Raw genomic sequence first — 19,014 nt, forward strand, 5'->3', positions numbered from 1 at the left:
TGTGATGCGCCGCCAACTATTTAGCCTGCCAGGCGGCACAGGCAGAGAAAAGCAGCTACACCTGATTCATCTTCTGGCGACTTTCTTCAAGGAAATACAATGCCTGTAACCATTATAGCGGTTGGTGTGATCCTGCTTTTAGTGCTGATGATCGTCTTTAAAGTGAACGGCTTTATTGCATTGGTGTTTGTCTCTGCCGTGGTGGGCGTGGCGGAAGGGATGACGCCGCTGGCCGTAGTGGCCTCCATTCAAAAAGGGATTGGCGGCACCCTGGGAAGCCTGGCAATGATCCTGGGGTTCGGCGCCATGCTGGGCAGACTGGTGTCGGACACGGGCGCAGCGCAGCGGGTGGCGACCACGCTGATCGCCGCCTTCGGCAAAAAACATCTGCAATGGGCGCTGGTGGTCACCGGGCTGATTGTCGGGCTGGCGATGTTTTACGAAGTGGGCTTCGTGCTGCTGCTGCCGCTGGTGTTCACTATTGTGGCCGCTGCGCAGATGCCGCTGCTGTACGTAGGCGTGCCAATGGTGGCTGCGCTTTCAGTAACGCACTGCTTTCTGCCGCCCCATCCCGGCCCAACGGCCATTGCCACCATCTTTGGGGCAAATATCGGCACTACGCTGCTCTACGGCCTGATTATCACTATCCCAACAGTGATTGTCGCCGGGCCGATTTTCTCCCGCTTCCTGAAGAGTTTCGAGCGTGAACCGCCGGAAGGTTTGTTTAATCCGAAAATTTTTGAAGAGCACGAGATGCCCGGCTTCTGGATCAGCATCTTCGCGGCGGTGATCCCGGTGATCCTGATGGCGATTGCCGCCGTCTGCGAGCTGACCATGCCGAAGGAAAACGGTGTCAGACAGTTCTTTGAATTTATCGGCAACCCGGCCGTTGCGCTGTTTATCTCCGTGGTGGTGGCCGTGCTGACGCTGGGACTGCGTAACGGCCGTAAGATGGAAGAAGTGATGGAGATGTGCGGCAGCTCCATTGCCGCAATCGCGATGATTGTCTTTATTATTGCGGGCGGCGGTGCCTTCAAGCAGGTACTGGTGGACAGCGGCGTAGGTAATTACATTGCCGATTTGATGAAAGGCTCGTCGTTGTCACCGCTGCTGATGTGCTGGACCGTTGCGGCGATGCTGCGAGTAGCGCTGGGCTCGGCTACCGTCGCGGCTATTACTACCGCCGGGATTGTTACCCCCATCATCGCCATCACCCATACCGATCCGGCGCTGATGGTGCTGGCTGTGGGGTCGGGCAGCGTCATCGCTTCCCACGTGAACGATCCGGGCTTCTGGCTGTTTAAAGGGTATTTCAATCTGACGGTGGTAGAGACGTTGAAAACCTGGACGGTAATGGAAACATTAATCTCATTCCTGGGACTGGCGGGCGTGCTGATCCTGAATGCTGTTATCCACTGATGCTCTCTGGCCCTGGTTAAGGCAAAAACAGGACCAGCAAAAGTTTAGTCAGGCCTCATCGCTTATAAAGCCCCGCTATCTGCGGGGCTTATTCTTTGTAAAGAAGTTAAAGAATTTCAGCGTGTGTCTGACGATACTTGATAAATAGCGTTATTACTATCTGACTTATTTCTTCAAAGAGAAACAAATGAAAAGCCTTATTCCCCCTCGCTTAAATTCACTTCAGGCTGGAATGAAGCTTGTAATACGACAATATTAAAATGAGACGGGTGTCCCGACTATTTTCTTTTCAGGAATAACTTTTACTTATATGTGAATAACAATACAAAATAAAAGGTAATTATAAGTTATTGAAATTAATGACATAACTTCTATCCATCCTTTGTTTTTAATGAACCTCACCCCTGAAGTTAAAAAATCAATCTTTTATTAATTAATTTAAAAAAGATTACATTTTGCTTTATTTTAAATGCCCAGGATAAATCCTAATAATTTAAGGGCATTCTAAAATATCAGCACTTATTACATGAGTTGTGTACATACTGATGCAGAGGTTCTTTCTCTGTTAACACATATTTCAAATTATTAACTTCCCGATCCGATCCCTGATTCCAGCAAAGAGAGACTGTATTTTGACGACACTTAAACCCCTGTTAGCGAAAAACCGCAGTTGGGCCTTACAGCGCCGCCAACGCAATCCACAGTACTTTCATCAGAATGTGCATTCGCAGCAGCCCCATTCGCTCTGGATAGGCTGCTCTGACAGCCGCGTACCGGCAGAAGTGCTGACCGGCGCCCATCCGGGAGAACTGTTCGTTCACCGTAACATCGCCAATATGGTGGTGAAGGGCGACGATAACTTTATGAGCGTGCTGCAATATGCGCTGGAGTATCTCAAGGTTTCACGCATCGTGCTGTGCGGTCATTATGGTTGTGGCGGCGTGCAGGCGGCGCTGGCTCTGCCCGGCATTCCCTTATCCGATGAAAACTCCCCGCTGGCGCGGCGCATAACGCAACTGCGTGAAGCGCTCACTGCTGGTCTGGCTCAGACTGAAGGCATTGAGGATGAAACTGAAAAACTTAATCAGCTGGTCGAGGCTAATGTCCTTGCGCAGTTCAGCCACCTTGTCGCCGCAGAACCCGTTCTCAACGCGTGGCGTAGCGGTGTGCAACTGGACGTGTTTGGCTGCGTGTACGATTTGCAGTCCGGGCATTTGAAAGAGTTAATTCAACACAGTGCAGAGGAACCTTCCCCATGAATCTGAATACGCTTCGCCGGGATATCCCGGCTGGTCTGGTGGTGTTTCTGGTGGCTTTACCACTCTGCCTTGGCATTGCACAGGCCAGCGGACTGCCACCGTTTGTGGGCTTACTGACGGGTGTGATCGGCGGCCTGGTGGTCACCACATTCAGTCCGTCAAAATTTGCCGTCAGCGGCCCGGCGGCAGGCCTGGTCACTATCGTTACCGGCGCTATTGAAACACTGGGTTCTTTCCCGGCGTTGCTGTTCGCGCTGATCGTGGCTGGCGTGCTGCAATTTTTACTGGGTGTAATACGGGCAGGACGTTTTATTACGCTTGTGCCGGGAACGGTGATTAAGGGCATGCTGGCCGCTATCGGTATTTTGTTGATAATCCAGCAAATTCCCGTAGCTTTAGGGGCCTCTGAAGAGAGTGAACTCAGCTCGCTGATCACTGGCGGTGCGTTCAGCGTCTCGATCCCAGCCATTGTTGTTGCGGGGATTGGTCTGTTTATCCTCTGGTTCTGGTCGACGCCGACGCTAAAAAAGATCAAGGCGTTAAGCTGGATGCCCGGCCCACTGGTAGCCGTACTCTTTGGCTGCCTGGTGACGGTGGTTGGAGGCAGGATGTTCCCGGATATTGTCAGCACGCTTCCACGTATCTCTCTGCCTTCTTTCGACTCTATTGCGGCACTCACTGGCGAGCTGGTTCGCCCCGACTGGCGCGTCTGGCAGAATCCGGCGGTCTATATGGTGGCGGTAACGCTTGCCATTGTCGCCAGCCTTGAAACGCTGCTCAGTCAGGAAGCGCTGAAAAAACTGCGTCCGCAGAACCCGCCACCCTCACCAGACAAAGAGTTGCGCGCGCAGGGCATTGGTAACCTGATCAGCGGCTTTTTAGGTGGCCTGCCTGTTACGGCGGTTATTGTCCGCAGTTCGGTTAACGTCAGTGCGGGCGCACAGAGTAAAATTTCTATTCTGCTGCATGGCGTATTGCTGTTGGTTTGTGGACTGCTCTTCAGCGATCTGCTGAACGCGATACCCCTCGCGAGCCTGGCCGCCGTGCTGCTTTATACCGGTTATAAACTGGCAACGCCCCGCCTGTTTGTGGAACATTTCCGGCAGGGCGCGCAGCAGTCTGTGCCTTTCCTGGCCACTATCGGCGGCATTCTGGTATTCGGTATGCTGGCCGGGATCGGTATTGGTCTGGCGACCCAGATTTTGTTCAGCATTTACAAGAGTCACCGCAACGCGATGCAGTTAACGCGCTATGACGACCATTTTGTTCTGCGCTTCCAGCAAAACCTGACCTTTATGCATAACCCGCGTCTGCAAGGTCTGCTGGCAGAGATCCCGGAAAACAGCGTGGTGATCGTCGATCATGACAATGCGGAATATATCGATCCCGATGTGAAAGCGGTGCTGAAAGACTTTGGTGAAGGCGCCCGCAAACGGGGGATTGTCCTGAATCAGTGGCCAGTCCAGCTTGCCTGAAAAAGAGGTTTCATCGTTCTTATATAAACAGGGATCCGCCTCGGATTTTCATGAACTGCTCATTAAAAGGAGAGGGGGATTGGGTAAACTACGCGGCGGGTGCTCTGGATCTTTTTGTCCTGAGCATGCGTAAGGGACAGAAAGAGAAAGGCCCCACACGATGTTAATCTGAGTGAGGCCAACCCTTATGCCCAACAACATAAAGGTAGCCTTTTACCTGCTGAAAAGCAACGGAAGAAGGAAGCCAACGATGGCACATAAACTGCTCTTTCTGAGCCTGCTGGTGGTCTGCGTGACGGTATTACTCTTCACCTGGCTGACCCGTGGCTCGTTGTGCGAACTGCACATCAAACAGGGAGGAACGGAGGTTGTCGCCAGCCTGGCTTACGAAGCCGTAAGGTAAGGCAACCCAACGGCGGGACTCGTTCCCGCCCGTTGGATGTTGCGGCATGATCCAGCGGCACCTTTCTTAGCGTTGCTTCAGCACTAAAGCGAAACATGATGACTGGTCAGAACGTTTCCCGCATATCGGTGGATCATCAGCGAAGGCGGATCGTTTACCGGCGGGACATTTTCTGAACCAAACCAGAGAGGATTGGCCGGACAAACTGAGCCGCAGATAAAAGCGGGTATACCGGCAAAAATTCCCGCAACCGGCCTGTGGACGTGCCCGGAGGCTATAGCTAGCGGCTTATCAGGTATATGCCTGAGCAGATCGGCAAGCTGGCTGGAACCGTCACACATAGTACTATCCAGAGTAGGTATGCCAGATTCAAAAATATGATGATGCAGAAAGAGAAGCGATGGCAGTGTATTTTCACTTTGCAGCTGTTTTTTCAGCCATCCAAGATGATTGATTACATTGCCAGAGGTTTTATTTTCAACGGTTGTATCCAGGCCTAACAGGCGCAGCCGATCGGTTTCATGGGCGAAATGCAGGGAACCTGCTGGGGCATCACTGGCCCATCGGTTCGCTCCCCATACTGAACGCATCAGGCGGCGATCGTCAGAATTTCCCGGCAGAATCAGGGATGTCCATTTTCTCCGTCCCAGCCGCTCAGAGATCAGGTGATAACCTTCACTCCACCCATCGTCAATAAGATCGCCTGTCAGTACAAGAATATCCAGACTTTGATGCTCCAGCCATTCAAGCGCTCTGTCAAACCGACTCAGATTGTCATTATCCCCTGAAGCATGAATATCAGAGATTTGTGCTATCAGCATTTTTCCTCGCCGGAACAGACGATTGATCCAGGATTTAACCACCCATAAAAAATTACCTGGTGCGATTGGATATGAGAAATGGTGGGCCCAACTCGATACATACTCATAGCGCCGTTCAAAAATGAACATTAAAAGAACAAAAATGACAGTTCCTAAACAATATTGTAATGGTCATTATAATATCTTCAACCTACTGCCTTTAAGGCCTCACCTGGAATTAAGTAAATGAAAAAATTAAAAGGCAAAGTTGCTCGTATAACGGGAGCTTTTAAAGGCATTGGTGCTGGTATTGCTCGCCAGTGTGCAGTTGATGGCGCAAATATCATTTTCAACTGTGCCCCAGGTAAAGACGATACAGACAGACCAGTAAATTAGAATTACAGGGAAGAGTTGAATGTATAAAGAGCATTTTAAAAAATTTAAAATCATGGAGGCTGATTAATTCCATGTGGAGCGTTCAATGACTTTATATAATGTTACACAACCAGAACCGCGTCGCTGGGTAATGTTTTTTATCTTACTAGTTGGAGCATTTCTGCCGCCGCTTGACTTTTTTATTGTTAATGTGGCCTTGCCTTCTATTCAAGGTGAGCTAGGCGCTTCCTCTTCAGCTGAACAATTGGTTATTTCATCATATGCCGCAGTTTATGCGGTGATGTTAATGACTGGTGGCCGTCTGGGTGATTTATATGGCCGGGGGAAAATGTTTTTCTTTGGATTAATCGGTTTTGCTACTGCATCATTGTTATGCGGTTTAGCTTCTTCACCCGGAATGTTAATTGCTGGACGTATAATGCAAGGGGCTACAGCCGCTATAATGGCACCCCAGGCGCTGGCTTCTGTGCAGGTCTTATTTCCCGATAAGGAGAAGCCGCTAGCGTTAAGTTTATATGGCGCAGTATTTGGTTTAGCCTCAGTTATCGGTCAGGCGCTGGGTGGTATTCTGATTTCTATGGATCTGTTCAATCTGGGGTGGAGGGTGATTTTCCTCGTTAATCTGCCAGTAGCGTTGTTTGTCATCCTTTTTGGCATTCGGTTTCTAAAAGAAACGCGGGTACAAAATGCCCGGAAACTTGATCCTGGAGGTATGCTATTAGCAACAATAACACTCAGTGCATTGATCATTCCCCTGGTTGAAGGCCGTGAGGCAGGCTGGGCATGGTGGATATGGTTATTATTTCTGACAGTTCCATTACTGACTTTTATTACATGGCGTTATGAAATCCTTCTTAGCCAGAAAGGGGGAGCACCACTACTTGATCCAAGAGTGTTAGGCACCCCGGGGATTGGGCTCGGACTCGTCATAGCTCTGCTATTCTATTCACTCGCCGCATTCTTTCTACTGTTTACGATTTATCTGCAAAAAGCATTACATTTAGACGCTTTAAACGCAGGTCTGATCTTTTTGCCCTTTGGTGTCGGCTTTTTAATTGGTCCGCTATTGACACCTTATCTGAGGAGGTTTGCAGGTGATTATTTATGCTCCATTGGGATGGCGTGTGAAGCCGCTGGGTTAATGGCACTGGTATGGTTAATTAACAAAACGGCCGTAGATTTCTCCCCCCCGCTCATACCACTTAGCGCGCTACTGTTTATTACGGGTTTTGGCCAGGGTTTGGCGATGCCAACGCTTATGCGGATGATAACCGGCCGCGTAGCGCCAGAATTTTCAGGCATGATTGCTGGCGTGACAAGCTCGGCTTTACAAATCAGTACTGCGCTTGGTGTCGCGGTAATCGGTACCATTTTTTACAATACATTAGGAAATAGTGACGCCGAAATAGATATTACGCATGCTTTTGTCACTGCGACTATTGCGATTGCATTTTGCCTGGCCATAGGATCGGGCTTAAGCATCAGGCTTATCCGGCAGCCTTTCGGTTTAGGTTCGGCTCTGGATAAATTTTAAATTAATTAATGGAGCCAACTTAACAGGTTAAATTTTATTTGTTCTTTCGCGGCGTGCGGTTGAAGGATATCTCAGTCATGAAGTCAACCTGTCTCAGCACTGGCTGTAAAGCAATGGTCCATTGGAAGAAACGTTCGGCAATCTACTGAACGGTTATATTGAGCTGTTCAGCCAACCGGATACCGGGTAAGAGTGTTTTAAGGTTTTGGGGGCTACTAATTGTCGTCCTGAACATCAGCATCTGTCAGACAAACTCATTGTGCTACGCCGTAATATGCACACTCGGCGAAAGTTTTCCTGCAAAAAGCGGCGGCACGCGGTGAGCTGAAAGCCGAAGCCTGCCCGGAAGCCCTGGCGGAATTTTTTATGGCGGTCTTCAATGGGCTATCTGTACAGGCCCGGAATGGCAGCCCGCCAGCACAAAAGCGGCATATCGTTGAACAGGCCCTGCGCCTGTTTGCAACCTGGACAGAAAACAAAAAGAGTGAACATCATGACTAATAAATTATTTCCTGGCTTTGATGAGCGTTTTATTGAGCATCCTAAAGGCCATTTTTATGCCCGTACAGGCGGTGTCGAAGCCGCCCCGGCTCTGGTGCTGTTACATGGTTTTCCTGAAACGCATGCATCATGGCATTATATCGCACCAGCGCTGGCGAAGACTCACCGCGTGATCTGCCTCGATCTGAAAGGCTATGGTCGCTCCTGCGTATTACCTGGCGATGCGGCGCATGAGGAATATGCCAAACGCACTATGGCGCAGGAAGTAGTGGATGTGATGGCAACTCTGGGACATCAACACTTTAGCGTCGCAGGGCATGATCGCGGTGCGTTAATTGCGTACCGTATCGCCCTGAACTGGCCGGATAAAATCGAAAAACTGATGTTGCTGGATAATCTGCCGGTATCAAAAGTGTGGGATATAATGGAAGAGAATCCGCTCGCCACGCCACACTGGCGTACTTTCGCCCTGCCGGTAGGGGCCCCGGAAAAACGCATGACGCAGGCGCACCTTGAAGAGATATTACGCGTGCATACGGCTGATGGTTCCTTAAATTGTTTTGCTGATGAGGTACTGGATGATTTTCGCCTTAGCTGGCGTGAACCGGAACGAGTACACGCTTTCTGCGAAGATTACCGCGCTGGTGCCTGTCAGGATGTGGAAGACGATCGTCGGGATTTAGAGGCCGGTAAAACCATCACCGCGCCCACTTTGGTGCTGTGGGGCGAAAAGTTCCTGGGCAGGCTTGCCGAATCTCCGCTGGCCAGCTGGCAAAATACCTTTATTCCTTATGCACAGGGAGTAGAAGTTGCTGGCGGTCATTTTAATGCGGAAGAAAACCCGCAGGAAACGCTGCGCGCCTTGCAGGCGTTTCTTTGCTAAATCCTGCAAGAATCTCCGCCGCATCGATCAGAGGTCATTCTGGCAATCTTTCAGCATGACCCTGAAGATATTGCTTTAGTAATGATAAAGTAGTTAAAAGCCCGGTAATGACTTTTATTAAAGGCGCGCGGAATCCCAAAGCCCCATGATCTGAGCAACGGCCTGTTCTGTTTCTGTCAGAGGGATATTATCCCTGGCAAGAGTAGAAACGCCCAATAGAAAGCTGTCAAAGCTGACCGCAAGCGCAAGCGTATTTTTACTGTCCCTCAACTCGCCAGCGGCAATCCCCCTTGTTATGCAGTGAATTATTCCCTCACGCGTACGTTGTCGGGATAATTCTAGCGGCTTCAGGATGTGCCGGTTTTCATCAGAGCTGGTAAACATAACGCCGAGCGCCACCATGCATCCCCGAGGATGGCCAGACTCATACTGCATTCGTACAGAATTCATCAGTGCTGTTTCCAGAGCCTCTCGTGGGGGCAAGCTTGTATCCCATAATGATTCGGTTACTCGGGCGTGCGTTTTCAGATAACGCTCCACCGTTTCATTAAATAATGCTTCTTTAGAACCAAAAGCTGCATAAAAGCTGGGAGCTGTTATGCCTCCACCAATCGCTGCTTTCAGCTGCGCAAGCGAAGTCGAATCATAGCCCTTTTCCCAGAAAAGATGCATAGCTCTCGTTACTGCTTCGTCTCGGTCAAACTGTCTTGGTCGGCCTGTTCTCATCATCACCTCCTCTTTGTTTTATACTAATCGATACATATTTTGTTGACAACCAGAGCAGTAGCATTGCAACATATGTATCGATCAGTACTTAAGTGGCTACTATTGTTTTCGCGGTAGCGGTAAAGCATGCTTTCAGATTATGAACAGGCTGAAATATGAAAGAAAAACATCAAAATACGGATACTCAGAAATTGCCTGTGCTGGCTTTGCTGGCCCTGGCTATGACCGGATTTATCTGCATCCTCACTGAAACAATTCCTGCAGGCCTTCTGCCCGAAATCAGCGCTGGCCTTAATGTTACCTCTTCCATGGCGGGACAACTCATAACCGCATATGCGGCGGGATCGTTGTTGGCAGCAATTCCTCTGACCATGTTAACAAGTACATGGTCGAGACGGTCAGTTCTTCTGAGTACAGTCTGCGGCTTTCTGCTTTTTAATACGCTTACGGCTTTTTCTTCTCATATTATTATGACGCTGGCTGCCCGCTTTCTGGCCGGTGCCTCAGCAGGTCTGGCGTGGAGCCTGCTCGCAGGGTATGCGCGAAGAATGGTAATTTCTTCCCTGCAGGGGCGGGCCCTGGCGATTGCCATGGTGGGCACGCCTCTGGCGTTGTCTCTTGGCGTTCCTGCCGGTACATGGATGGGAGCATTGCTGGGATGGCGTCTCACTTTCATCATCATGTCGGTGCTGTCTGTTATCCTGGTGGGCTGGATACTTTTGGCCGTGCCGGATTATCCGGGCCAGTCTGGCACAATCAAGGTGCAGCTAAGGTCAGTGCTTCGGACCCAAGGAGTAGCATCAGTGCTAGGCGTCGTCCTGGCGTGGATGCTGGCGCATAACATTCTTTATACCTATATAGCTCCATTTATTACCTCTGCGGGCCTCGCCGGTAGTGTTGACGTAGTGCTGCTGATCTTTGGCATAGCAGCACTGTGTGGAATATTTATCACGGGCAGGATCATTGATACCCATTTGCGCCAGGCCGTGCTGCTGTCTCTGTCACTCTTTGCAGTGGTTGCACTCATTTTCGGACTCGTGCCCCTCGGCCCTGTTTTAATTTATAGCGGTGTGGCTTTGTGGGGGCTGACTTTTGGCGGCGCTGCGACACTCCTGCAGACCGCGCTCGCTAACGCGGCAGGAGAGCAGGCTGATGTGGCCCTGTCTATGAATGTAGTGACGTGGAACGGTGCGATTGCGCTTGGCGGACTGACAGGGGGATTCCTGCTGAAGCAGTTTGGCACAGGCTCTTTTCCATGGGCTCTACTGCCATTACTACTCATCGCCGTCACTATTGCTATGCGGGCTAAGCGCGGATTCCCGCATACAGCCTCGCTGACTGGTGTGTCCAATTAACAATTGATGCGCTGGTTGGCTAAAAAACAATACGGTAGTGGCGGTGAATTTGCTGGACCTGGGATTGCCACAGACTCCTGCAACAAAATGCCTGAAAGAACTCAACCCAATTATTATAAATTTTGTGCATAAGCCTCAAAAAGCTTTATGGACTGCAACATACATAACGAAATAACTTGATGTTTTAGAAGTAAAAATGTTTTCGATGCCCATTAGCAAATTCGATTTCAGGTTGCTTTTTATCCTTTTCAGGTAACCTATTAAAGCGTGGAAAACCGCATTGACACGCCAACCATTCTACTAGTAGGATGGTTGGCGTGTTGTACTCGTGTTATTGTCAGTTAATATCATTCTTTCTTTGGAGGTTTAAATGCTTCGTGATATCAGACCATTGCAAAAAATACCGTCACAATATTGGCTCAGGAAATATTATTTTTCTCGTGCTCTGTTTTCACTGATCTGGGTAGCAGCCGCTTTTTCGATAGGCCAGCATTCGTCTTATCTTGCCGCCATTTTGCTGATTATTTACCCTGCATGGGATGCATTAGCAAATTATATTGATTCGACCAGAAGCGGTGGAATTAGTAAAAATCGGATGCAGGCCTTCAATATCATTGTCAGCATAATCACGACCGTATCTGTTATATTTACAGTCAGAGAGAGTATGAATCAAGTCATCGCTGTATTTGGTTGCTGGGCAATCTTATCGGGATTACTTCAACTTGGGGCAGCAGTACAGCGCTGGAAAAATAGCAATGCACAGTGGAGTATGGCCCTCAGTGGCGGCCAGTCTACCATCGCCGGTGCCTTTTTTATTTTTCAGGCCCAAATGCCTGTCCCTCCTTCAATTATTAATATTGCGGGATATGCTGCTTTCGGGGCCTTCTATTTTCTGGTGTCTGCTGTGTCGCTCTTTATCATACTGAGAAAGAAAAACCGCGTTAGTGTATGTTAATGTGATTAGGCATTTTTCGGTCACGAAGTTATTAACTGTGTAGAACGGTAAAAGTAGCTGGTCATACTTAATGAAATTATAAAGATGTAATAGTTTTTTCACCCGAAAGCAATGACTTCAAATTGGGCTTACAGGATTTATTCCCGGCATAATTACGTTACTCTTTCTCTGGACTGGCGGCTGGCTGGCACCTGAAGACTTTACAGCAGATAAGCAGGTAAACGTATCAGAAAAGTCATCTGGCATGCACAGGACTAATCGTAGCAACCATGCTAAAGGAATGAGCGTGACAAGACTTTTGTGCGTACAAATCTTTTAAATGGAGTAGTCATGACAGTTATACACTTTCCAGACAGGAAATGGTTAGCGTTGCCGGATGGTATTTCCCGTCCGGTATCTGTTTTTAGTAAAAAAAATAATGCACATTCACAGGCAATTGCATCGGCAGAAAGCGGCCCTTTTTCGAAGCATAAGGGCGATAATGAAGCGGTGCGCCATTTCGCATTAATGGTAGCCGATCAACTTCTAAAAGATCGGGAGCTTAACCATGCAGCGCCCTTTCTGGTAGATAAAGTAGTCAGGATGTTGATTGATGAATCACGTCAGGTTCAGAAGCTGCCTCGCTGAACCCCGTATCATGTGATCCACCTGAATCAGAGAGCGCAGAGGGAAAAACCGAATATAATGGGTATGAACCTCGGGGCCTGACAGCCTGACGCCAGGTCAGGCCATTGAAAGTAGAAGATATCATGCAGGAAGAGATTAATGACTTTCTTGCTGGTTATCAGTCATGCTTAAGAATGATATCAGCCTTAAGCATGCTTACACACCTAACGCTTTATCAATGGCAGCTTCGCAATGGATCAGTGTGGTATCAAAAACAGGCACAGAGACGTTATCCTTGTTAAGCAACATGCCAACCTCTGTGCATCCGAGTATCATACAATCTGCGCCTTTACCGGCTATACGCTGTGCAACGTCTTCATAAACAGAGCGGCTGTCTGGATTTATAATATCCTGGCATAGTTCCTCATAAATAATGCGATGAACGACAGCCCGATCGGCAGCATCCGGGATGACGGGTTGAAGTTGCGCCGCCCTGAGGCGATCAAGATAAAAAGATTGTTCCATTGTGAAGGCAGTCGCCATCAGACCGGGTGCTTTGAGACCCGCTTTCAGAATCCTGGCTGCTGTCGCATCGGCAATGTGCAGCAACGGGATGGTAACACCGCTCATCATCTGATCCGCCAGTTTATGCATCGTGTTTGTTGCCAGAACAATAAAGTCGGCCCCCCCGCGCGCCAGCGCCTTCGCCTCCGCATTTAAAATGGTTGCGGCGTCGTCCCATTTTCCGCTGGCCTGTAAGTGTTCGATGTTGGCAAAATCAAGCGAACGGATCAGCAGTTCAGGCGAGTGCAAACCGCCCAAACGCTGGCGAACCAGCTCACACAACTTTCGATAATAAATCTGTGTTGAGGCCGCAGACATACCCCCCAGAATTCCAATCGTTTGCATTCTATTTCCTCAGGTTCAGCTGCCAAGAAGACGATTCAGGACTGGCTGCATAATTTCCTGAAAAATATCAGCGTTATCAAAAGCCCGGGCAGCAAGCATGGCTCCATGTACCGTTGCCATTAAAGCTCTTGCTTCAACGACTGGTGTGTCTTTAAGTTCAATTACGCCTTCGTTTTGCCCCTTCTCCAGCAGAGAAGTTAGCCACTCTACGAGCTCCTGGAAATGTCCCGTTACTTCAATGGCCACCTCAGCCGGTAAGGTGGGCAATTCCACGGCAAGCATCACGCATATACAGAATGATGAAGTTCCGTCTTTAATACAGTGTGACCAGTAATCAACGTAGGCTTTAATCTCAGCCAGTGCGTCATTGAGCTGGTGATCAAGTGCCGCCATTCCTGCTCGCGCTTCTTCACGGTATTGCGCAACCACCGTGCGAACGAGATCGGCTTTACCGGGAAAATGGTGATGTATGCTGGCCTTGCGAATCTGTACGACGTCAGCAATATCGGCGTAGCTAAAACTCTTGTAACCGCCTGTAGTAAGCAGACGACGCGTATGAGCTGCGATTTCCTGCGCTTTCTGAGAAAGATCATTCATAAATTTATTCCGGTTAATCACGAAGCAGGAACGCAGTCCTTCAGTCGCGAGTGAATCAAAACATCGATCAACCTACCTATAGGTAGCCTAGTTGTCAAGCTGATGCGTCTTTACCCATGAATCCAGTCTGTTTCCTGTAACCGGGCCGAGACTCCAGGCGTGAACTAAGTTCATTCAGTGCATATGAAAATCGGGTTATTATGGCAAGGTTTTACACTGACCATTATTTTCACTGAGCTGCTCTATAAGCGTTATTGCAAATTCAGAACAACGCTTGACACCATACCATCCAGAAGGTAGGTTTAATGCTGTCCGGTTTTCGATCAGATTAATGCTTAGTAAGATCCCTATTGAGAGGTAAATTTATGGAGAGTTATGATCATCAGGCACAGCTCGCTGCCTACCGGCAGACAATTGATCATCTTGATGCTGCGCTCATTTATATCCTGGCAGAGCGCTTTCGTAGTACCTATAAAATTGGTGAGCTCAAAGCCACACATAACCTGCCAGAGGTAGATAAAAACAGAGAGGAATTACAATTAGCCCGTCTGAAAAGACTCGCGCAGGGCACCAGTCTCGAGCCCCATTTCATTGAGGGGTTGATGCGTTTTATCATTGACGAAGTCGTTCACAGACACAGCCAAATCAGAGCGAAATAGTATCGTGCTGGACTAAAGTCGTCATTTTTTAATAACTGGACGCTTTATCTGCCGTGGGTGTCAGTAATTGGCGTCTCACGGGTGAACTATTCATTTAGAACGGCATGAAATGGCTTCGGATAACGGTGGACGCATCCGTAAAATGCGGTACATCTGCCATTACTCTTCCTGTTTCTTTTGATTCAAGGGCTCGGATGACATCCTGCTGACTCTCAAACGTATAGACGCCTATGGACAGCCAGCCACTGCGGTTTGTGGCTGGGAAAAAAGCCTCCGCCGAAATCAGACCATAGGGTTTCCAGCACTTAAGGGCGAGTGCCAGATGCGTATCGGCATAATAATCACGATCAAATCTGTTCTTTTCATTACCAGCGCAAACGACAAACATCTGATGCATGTGTTTCTCCATTTTTTCCAGAAGCATGACCGGCAGATAGTTCTCTCTGCCATGAAATAAAAGCCTTTGTAACGTAGTGGCTGCGCGACCCTGGGAAAGGTCCAACACTGATGTCAGTCCGGATGGCAACAGAGGTCACTATGCCGGGACCGCGTCCCGCAGATATATTAACGAGCTACCGGCCTGCGGTGCCGGTATCTTGTTAATGGAAATAATCTTTTTTTCAAACGAAGCGCGGTGTGCATATTTTGCTGGTTACCGGCAAAACCTCTGGGGCTCATGCTTGCGATTAACCCTTGATTGTAATGTCGGCCATAACGGACCAGTCTCGATTGCCGAAGCTAGCGGAAACGGTCTTTTCCATCTGCTGACGCACGCTTTCCAGCGCAGGCAAAATACGACCGGCATCCCACGCCGCCTCGCTGGCGAGTCTGAGATCTTTAAGTCCAAGCGATGCTTTGAATCCGGGTTCGAAAGCCTGACGGGAGATCTGTTGGCTGTAACTTTCATAAGCGCGACCTGCAAAAATCGTACTCAGCACAACGTTGAAAAAATCTTCGCGGGACAGCTCGTTAGCTTCACAAATAACAGTGGCTTCTGCCATAGCTTCAATTGCCATGGCAATCATCATATTTGCGGCTATTTTAGCTGCATTGGCCGCCGGCGGTTCTCTTCCCAGATACCAGATTTTTTTGGCTATGGCGTCAAGCACGGGTGAAGCCCGGAATAAGTCCCCGGCCTCGCCTGCAGCAAGAATGTTGAGTTGTCCATTTGCTGCAACGTCTGGCCTGCCCAGCACTGGCGCAGAAAGGTAAGCTATACCGAACCGTCTGTGAGCACTGGAAAGCTCCCGTGCAAACGCGGTGGAAATGGTGGACATCACCACATGAATCAGCCCCGACCGGGGGGTGTCAGGAATATCTGATGAAAGTAGCACGCTTCTGATGGCTGCATCATCGGCAAGAAGCGTCAGTATGATGTCGTTATTAAACAATTCTTTTACGGTCTGAACAGTATTAATCGCATCATCGCCCACGCCAGACCGATTCCAGATTTGCACGCGATGACCAGCGCCGGTAAGGACGGGTATAATTGCGCGGGCCATAGCTCCGTATCCTATAATGCCTACATCCATAGTTACTCTCTTTCAGAAAAGATTAATGCTGAGCCTGGTCAACCGGTGGCTGTTAGTAAGCAGCACACTTGGGTGTTAGTTCTTGTTGATAATGACGTCCGACCACGTTGTCGCTTGTCTCAAATATTCAACTCGACCGGGCAGCTCTTGCTGTAAGTTGACTTTTTAGCGCATGCCACCCGAAGCCAGCATAACCTCGCCAGTCACCCATCCCGCATCGTCTGATGCGAGATAGGAGACGATCGGAGCGACGTCCTGCACCTGGCCAATACGCCCGAGCGGCGTCTGGCCTTCGTTCCAGATCTGGAAGTCCGAGCCCATCGCCCCTGCAGAATGACTGCCTTCGGTTTCGATCAGCCCGGGGCTTACCGCGTTGACGCGGATACCCCGGGGGCCGAGCTCACGCGCGAGTACGCCAGTGATTGCGTCAATCGCTCCTTTGGTGCCGCTGTAGATAGCACTCTCTGCTATGAATACGCGCGTGACAAATGAACTGATATTGATGATGCTGCTGCCCTTTCCCAAATGCGGCGTGGCTGCCGCAGCAACCAGCAGCGGCCCCAGAACATTGAGGTCGAACTGCTTACGGTAGAGCGCTTCAGTGGTCTCTTCAATCCTGGCGAACTGATAGATTCCGGAGTTGTTCACCACAATGTCTAACCGCCCGAAATGTTCGATAGCGGATTTGACCAGCGCCTCGACTTCGGTTTTGTTGGTGACATTTGCAGCTACTGCAAGCGCCTTTCCACCTGCTGCTTCAATATCGGCGACTACTTTATCTGCACCGCTTTTGCTTGATACGTAGTTGACGATGACCTTTGCGCCATCGGCCGCAAGCTGACGGGCAATGCCCGCCCCGATGCCTTTAGATGCACCTGTTACGATGGCAACCTTGTCTTTTAACTTATTCATATTTTCAGATTCCAGATGAGGCCGGACAGGCCAGTACGTTTATAAGAGGTTATGGTGCTACTTACATAATTGTTTGTGAACTGCCATTTCTGTATATTTGAAGTTCATTTTTGAAAGGTGGGCTAGGGCATGGAATGGAGCGACGTCCGGATATTTCTGGCGGTAATCCGCAACGGATCTTTCGGGGAGGCTGCCCGAAGTCTGGGGGTGAGTCATCCTACGGTGGGGCGCCGGATAAAAGCACTTGAAGATGAGGCACAACAGGCCCTTTTTCGCAGAACCAGAGATGGGCTGGTACTTACGGACACCGGGGATGCCGTGCTGAATATGGCGGAATCCATGGAAAATTCCGCGCTGGCCATGGAAAGGCGACTGGCAGGCAACCACGAACGTCTCGAAGGTATCCTGCGGATATCTTCAGCAGAGTGGTTTGCTGGATATGTTCTGGCGCCCGTTTTGACTGAATTGACGCGCCGCCATCCGGCCATAGTACCGGAGGTAATCGCAAGCTATCGATTACTCAATCTTTCGCGTCGTGATGCCGACGTGGCCTTTCGCCTCGTTCCTTTTACCGAACCGGATATTGTCCAACGCCGTCTGATGAGCATTTCATATGGTATTTATGGGACACCTGAAACTGTACATGCAATGCAAAACGATCCAGCGTCAGTAGGGCTTATTCTCATGAATACAGCACAGTCTCACTTTCCTGACGTAGCCTGGTTACTCGACAGATATCCCCTGTCACGGCGGGTCTTCACCAGCACCAGTCGAGCCGTTCAGGCGCAAATGTGCCTGCGAGGTATGGGGATTGCAGTGCTGCCACGGCCACTTGGCGATGCCATATCGGAATTACAACGCATCCAGACAACGGAGCAGCCCCCATCCAGAGATATATGGGTAGGCTACCACCATGACCTCCGCCATATGGATCGTTTGCGGGCAATGCTCGATATCGCCGATACGCTGCTTTCGGATTACGTGTCCGCAGACAAGTAAATCGGCCCCAGGAGGCCGCACAGGCAACTTCACATTTCTATCGGGATTTGTTTTGCCCTCGCATCGCTGCTTTTCATGACACCTGATGCCTTTCAGAAGGAAACGAGTCAGGCTCCTGTGAACGTACTGCAAATGCAGTACGGAATCAGCCTGTTACTGTGCAGACTTATGCTGTCGCTGCGTACATTTCACGCAAGCTTTAGTCAGGCATTTTTTATATCGTTACTTTTTTGGGCGTGCTGATTTTGATAGGAGCGCAGGTACTGCTTCACGGTTTGCTCAATGTAGTCAGCATTTTTAATGTGAAGAGCCTGTTTTATCTGATACCAGGCATAAATTGGTCAAGTGAGTTGGCATGCTCCTAATCCATCCGGCTAATGCAGACGAAGATTAAATCCCGCCATACCATTCATAGCCACGGTCTTCCCAATATCCTCCTTTGCCTCCCCACAAACTGTCGAAACTACTTATGACTTCAAGATGCATCAAATACTTCGCTTGTTTATAGCCAAGCTGCCTTTCGACCCGTAGACGTAATGGCGCTCCATGAGCAACCGGTAAAGCCTTACCATTCATTCCCCAAGCCAGAATTGTTTGCGGATGAAATGCATCAACCAAATCAATACTCTCGTAGTAACGCCCACTACCATCCAGTGTTTGTTCCAGTTCGTCGGCACAATGAAAAACGACATAGCGTGCGCCGGGTTTAAGTCCTGCAGTCTGTAGTATATGGCCCAGCTTAACCCCATGCCATTTACCAATTGAGCTCCATCCTTCGACGCAATCATGCCGGGTAATTTGAGTTTGTGTTGGAAAACGTTGGAGATCTGCCATTGACAGGCTCAGGGGGTGATTAATCAAACCATCTACTTTTAATCGCCAGTTTGTGAAGCCATTTTGAAGCAAGACTGCGTACTCCTCACTGTCAGGCATTGTGGTACCGTTAGTAAAAAAGTTATCCGAGATATCAGCCTCACTGAACTCCTGCGCCAGTGTGTTTCGCCCCAGCAATCGCTGGGCGGCTAACGTCATGTTTTCAGTATTTCGCAGCGCTTTAATCATATGTTCATCCTGAACCAGCCTGTCACATCCCG

Annotated in this window: 20 protein-coding genes; 12 read left to right on the forward strand and 8 right to left on the reverse strand. The window is 49.4% G+C overall.

Translation table 11 applies throughout. From position 1 onward, the window contains the following. The first annotated feature begins 99 nt into the window (after positions 1 to 99). The 4 genes from SD961_RS01350 (at position 100) to SD961_RS01365 (ending at position 4,556) form a co-directional block, all read left to right on the forward strand. On the forward strand, positions 100 to 1,419 hold the full coding sequence (locus SD961_RS01350; protein ID WP_318788614.1) for a gluconate:H+ symporter: 1,320 nt from the start codon (positions 100 to 102) through the stop codon (positions 1,417 to 1,419). Between the two features lie 632 nt (positions 1,420 to 2,051). Then, positions 2,052 to 2,678 (forward strand): carbonic anhydrase, encoded by a 627-nt coding sequence (locus tag SD961_RS01355; protein WP_318788615.1) that lies wholly within the window; start codon positions 2,052 to 2,054, stop codon positions 2,676 to 2,678. After that, on the forward strand, positions 2,675 to 4,153 hold the full coding sequence (locus SD961_RS01360) for a SulP family inorganic anion transporter (protein WP_318788616.1): 1,479 nt from the start codon (positions 2,675 to 2,677) through the stop codon (positions 4,151 to 4,153). The genes SD961_RS01355 and SD961_RS01360 overlap by 4 nt, the downstream gene beginning before the upstream one ends. Positions 4,154 to 4,403: 250 nt before the next feature. Next, on the forward strand, positions 4,404 to 4,556 hold the full coding sequence (locus SD961_RS01365; RefSeq protein ID WP_318788617.1) for a Hok/Gef family protein: 153 nt from the start codon (positions 4,404 to 4,406) through the stop codon (positions 4,554 to 4,556). A gap of 83 nt (positions 4,557 to 4,639) precedes the next feature. Here SD961_RS01365 and SD961_RS01370 read toward each other — a convergent pair whose 3' ends face one another. Further along, on the reverse strand, positions 4,640 to 5,377 hold the full coding sequence (locus SD961_RS01370) for a metallophosphoesterase (RefSeq protein ID WP_318788618.1): 738 nt from the start codon (positions 5,375 to 5,377) through the stop codon (positions 4,640 to 4,642). A gap of 225 nt (positions 5,378 to 5,602) precedes the next feature. On the opposite strand from SD961_RS01370, the gene SD961_RS01375 reads away from it, so the two are divergent. From SD961_RS01375 to SD961_RS01385, 3 genes are all read left to right on the forward strand, one after another. Then, a complete protein-coding gene (locus tag SD961_RS01375; RefSeq protein WP_318788619.1) occupies positions 5,603 to 5,752 on the forward strand; it encodes a hypothetical protein in 150 nt (49 codons plus the stop codon). Between the two features lie 85 nt (positions 5,753 to 5,837). After that, a complete protein-coding gene (locus SD961_RS01380; RefSeq protein WP_318788620.1) occupies positions 5,838 to 7,286 on the forward strand; it encodes an MFS transporter in 1,449 nt (482 codons plus the stop codon). 493 nt (positions 7,287 to 7,779) lie between these two features. After that, the gene (locus SD961_RS01385) at positions 7,780 to 8,670 is read left to right on the forward strand and encodes an alpha/beta hydrolase (RefSeq protein WP_318788621.1); all 891 of its coding nucleotides are present in this window, start codon (positions 7,780 to 7,782) and stop codon (positions 8,668 to 8,670) included. Positions 8,671 to 8,787: 117 nt separating this feature from the next. Here the strand turns inward: SD961_RS01385 and SD961_RS01390 are convergent, their stop codons facing one another. Continuing rightward, positions 8,788 to 9,399 carry a TetR/AcrR family transcriptional regulator gene (locus SD961_RS01390; RefSeq protein WP_318788622.1) on the reverse strand — a complete coding sequence of 204 codons (612 nt, stop codon included), beginning with the start codon at positions 9,397 to 9,399 and terminating at the stop codon, positions 8,788 to 8,790. Positions 9,400 to 9,551: 152 nt separating this feature from the next. Here SD961_RS01390 and SD961_RS01395 point away from each other — a divergent pair, with 152 nt between their 5' ends. The 3 genes from SD961_RS01395 to SD961_RS01405 all read left to right on the forward strand — a co-directional run bounded on the left by SD961_RS01395 (position 9,552) and on the right by SD961_RS01405 (position 12,333). Next, positions 9,552 to 10,751: an MFS transporter gene (locus SD961_RS01395; protein ID WP_318788623.1), complete on the forward strand. Its 1,200-nt coding sequence runs from the start codon at positions 9,552 to 9,554 to the stop codon at positions 10,749 to 10,751. A 370-nt stretch (positions 10,752 to 11,121) separates the two neighbouring features. After that, entirely contained in the window at positions 11,122 to 11,706 is a 585-nt protein-coding gene (locus SD961_RS01400; protein ID WP_318788624.1) for a DUF308 domain-containing protein, read from the forward strand. A gap of 330 nt (positions 11,707 to 12,036) precedes the next feature. Further along, complete coding sequence (locus tag SD961_RS01405) at positions 12,037 to 12,333, forward strand: hypothetical protein (protein ID WP_318788625.1); 297 nt, start codon at positions 12,037 to 12,039, stop codon at positions 12,331 to 12,333. A 195-nt stretch (positions 12,334 to 12,528) separates the two neighbouring features. Here SD961_RS01405 and SD961_RS01410 read toward each other — a convergent pair whose 3' ends face one another. Together SD961_RS01410 and SD961_RS01415 are read right to left on the reverse strand one after the other, a co-directional pair. Further along, complete coding sequence (locus SD961_RS01410; protein ID WP_318788626.1) at positions 12,529 to 13,221, reverse strand: aspartate/glutamate racemase family protein; 693 nt, start codon at positions 13,219 to 13,221, stop codon at positions 12,529 to 12,531. A 15-nt stretch (positions 13,222 to 13,236) separates the two neighbouring features. Next, positions 13,237 to 13,818, reverse strand: a complete 582-nt coding sequence (locus SD961_RS01415; RefSeq protein WP_318788627.1) for a TetR/AcrR family transcriptional regulator — start codon at positions 13,816 to 13,818, stop codon at positions 13,237 to 13,239. Positions 13,819 to 14,183: 365 nt separating this feature from the next. Between SD961_RS01415 and SD961_RS01420 the strand changes: the two genes are divergently transcribed. Continuing rightward, positions 14,184 to 14,477 carry a chorismate mutase gene (locus SD961_RS01420; RefSeq protein ID WP_318788628.1) on the forward strand — a complete coding sequence of 98 codons (294 nt, stop codon included), beginning with the start codon at positions 14,184 to 14,186 and terminating at the stop codon, positions 14,475 to 14,477. A 94-nt stretch (positions 14,478 to 14,571) separates the two neighbouring features. Here SD961_RS01420 and SD961_RS01425 read toward each other — a convergent pair whose 3' ends face one another. The 3 genes from SD961_RS01425 to SD961_RS01435 form a co-directional block, all read right to left on the reverse strand. Further along, the gene (locus SD961_RS01425; protein ID WP_318788629.1) at positions 14,572 to 14,874 is read right to left on the reverse strand and encodes an EthD family reductase; all 303 of its coding nucleotides are present in this window, start codon (positions 14,872 to 14,874) and stop codon (positions 14,572 to 14,574) included. Positions 14,875 to 15,163: 289 nt separating this feature from the next. Beyond that, positions 15,164 to 16,009, reverse strand: a complete 846-nt coding sequence (locus SD961_RS01430; protein WP_318788630.1) for an NAD(P)-dependent oxidoreductase — start codon at positions 16,007 to 16,009, stop codon at positions 15,164 to 15,166. 165 nt (positions 16,010 to 16,174) lie between these two features. Next, on the reverse strand, positions 16,175 to 16,921 hold the full coding sequence (locus SD961_RS01435; RefSeq protein WP_318788631.1) for a glucose 1-dehydrogenase: 747 nt from the start codon (positions 16,919 to 16,921) through the stop codon (positions 16,175 to 16,177). A 129-nt stretch (positions 16,922 to 17,050) separates the two neighbouring features. Here SD961_RS01435 and SD961_RS01440 point away from each other — a divergent pair, with 129 nt between their 5' ends. Beyond that, on the forward strand, positions 17,051 to 17,920 hold the full coding sequence (locus SD961_RS01440; RefSeq protein ID WP_318788632.1) for a LysR family transcriptional regulator: 870 nt from the start codon (positions 17,051 to 17,053) through the stop codon (positions 17,918 to 17,920). A gap of 390 nt (positions 17,921 to 18,310) precedes the next feature. Here SD961_RS01440 and SD961_RS01445 read toward each other — a convergent pair whose 3' ends face one another. Next, positions 18,311 to 18,982 (reverse strand): molybdopterin-dependent oxidoreductase, encoded by a 672-nt coding sequence (locus tag SD961_RS01445; protein WP_318788633.1) that lies wholly within the window; start codon positions 18,980 to 18,982, stop codon positions 18,311 to 18,313. Between the last annotated feature and the right edge of the window lie 32 nt (positions 18,983 to 19,014).

Origin of the sequence: Erwinia sp. MMLR14_017, from assembly GCF_033657285.1 — a bacterium.
Taxonomy (GTDB): Bacteria; Pseudomonadota; Gammaproteobacteria; order Enterobacterales; family Enterobacteriaceae; genus Erwinia.

Bases quoted from the DNA above. Each gene is read 5' to 3' on its own strand.
- SD961_RS01390 (WP_318788622.1), bottom strand. From the start codon at position 9,399: ATGATGAGAACAGGCCGACCAAGACAGTTTGACCGAGACGAAGCAGTA.
- SD961_RS01425 (WP_318788629.1), bottom strand. From the start codon at position 14,874: ATGCATCAGATGTTTGTCGTTTGCGCTGGTAATGAAAAGAACAGATTT.
- SD961_RS01365 (WP_318788617.1), top strand. From the start codon at position 4,404: ATGGCACATAAACTGCTCTTTCTGAGCCTGCTGGTGGTCTGCGTGACG.
- SD961_RS01415 (WP_318788627.1), bottom strand. From the start codon at position 13,818: ATGAATGATCTTTCTCAGAAAGCGCAGGAAATCGCAGCTCATACGCGT.
- SD961_RS01395 (WP_318788623.1), top strand. From the start codon at position 9,552: ATGAAAGAAAAACATCAAAATACGGATACTCAGAAATTGCCTGTGCTG.
- SD961_RS01370 (WP_318788618.1), bottom strand. From the start codon at position 5,377: ATGCTGATAGCACAAATCTCTGATATTCATGCTTCAGGGGATAATGAC.
- SD961_RS01405 (WP_318788625.1), top strand. From the start codon at position 12,037: ATGACAGTTATACACTTTCCAGACAGGAAATGGTTAGCGTTGCCGGAT.
- SD961_RS01360 (WP_318788616.1), top strand. From the start codon at position 2,675: ATGAATCTGAATACGCTTCGCCGGGATATCCCGGCTGGTCTGGTGGTG.
- SD961_RS01375 (WP_318788619.1), top strand. From the start codon at position 5,603: ATGAAAAAATTAAAAGGCAAAGTTGCTCGTATAACGGGAGCTTTTAAA.
- SD961_RS01440 (WP_318788632.1), top strand. From the start codon at position 17,051: ATGGAATGGAGCGACGTCCGGATATTTCTGGCGGTAATCCGCAACGGA.
- SD961_RS01430 (WP_318788630.1), bottom strand. From the start codon at position 16,009: ATGGATGTAGGCATTATAGGATACGGAGCTATGGCCCGCGCAATTATA.
- SD961_RS01445 (WP_318788633.1), bottom strand. From the start codon at position 18,982: ATGATTAAAGCGCTGCGAAATACTGAAAACATGACGTTAGCCGCCCAG.
- SD961_RS01400 (WP_318788624.1), top strand. From the start codon at position 11,122: ATGCTTCGTGATATCAGACCATTGCAAAAAATACCGTCACAATATTGG.
- SD961_RS01420 (WP_318788628.1), top strand. From the start codon at position 14,184: ATGGAGAGTTATGATCATCAGGCACAGCTCGCTGCCTACCGGCAGACA.
- SD961_RS01350 (WP_318788614.1), top strand. From the start codon at position 100: ATGCCTGTAACCATTATAGCGGTTGGTGTGATCCTGCTTTTAGTGCTG.
- SD961_RS01410 (WP_318788626.1), bottom strand. From the start codon at position 13,221: ATGCAAACGATTGGAATTCTGGGGGGTATGTCTGCGGCCTCAACACAG.
- SD961_RS01380 (WP_318788620.1), top strand. From the start codon at position 5,838: ATGACTTTATATAATGTTACACAACCAGAACCGCGTCGCTGGGTAATG.
- SD961_RS01385 (WP_318788621.1), top strand. From the start codon at position 7,780: ATGACTAATAAATTATTTCCTGGCTTTGATGAGCGTTTTATTGAGCAT.
- SD961_RS01435 (WP_318788631.1), bottom strand. From the start codon at position 16,921: ATGAATAAGTTAAAAGACAAGGTTGCCATCGTAACAGGTGCATCTAAA.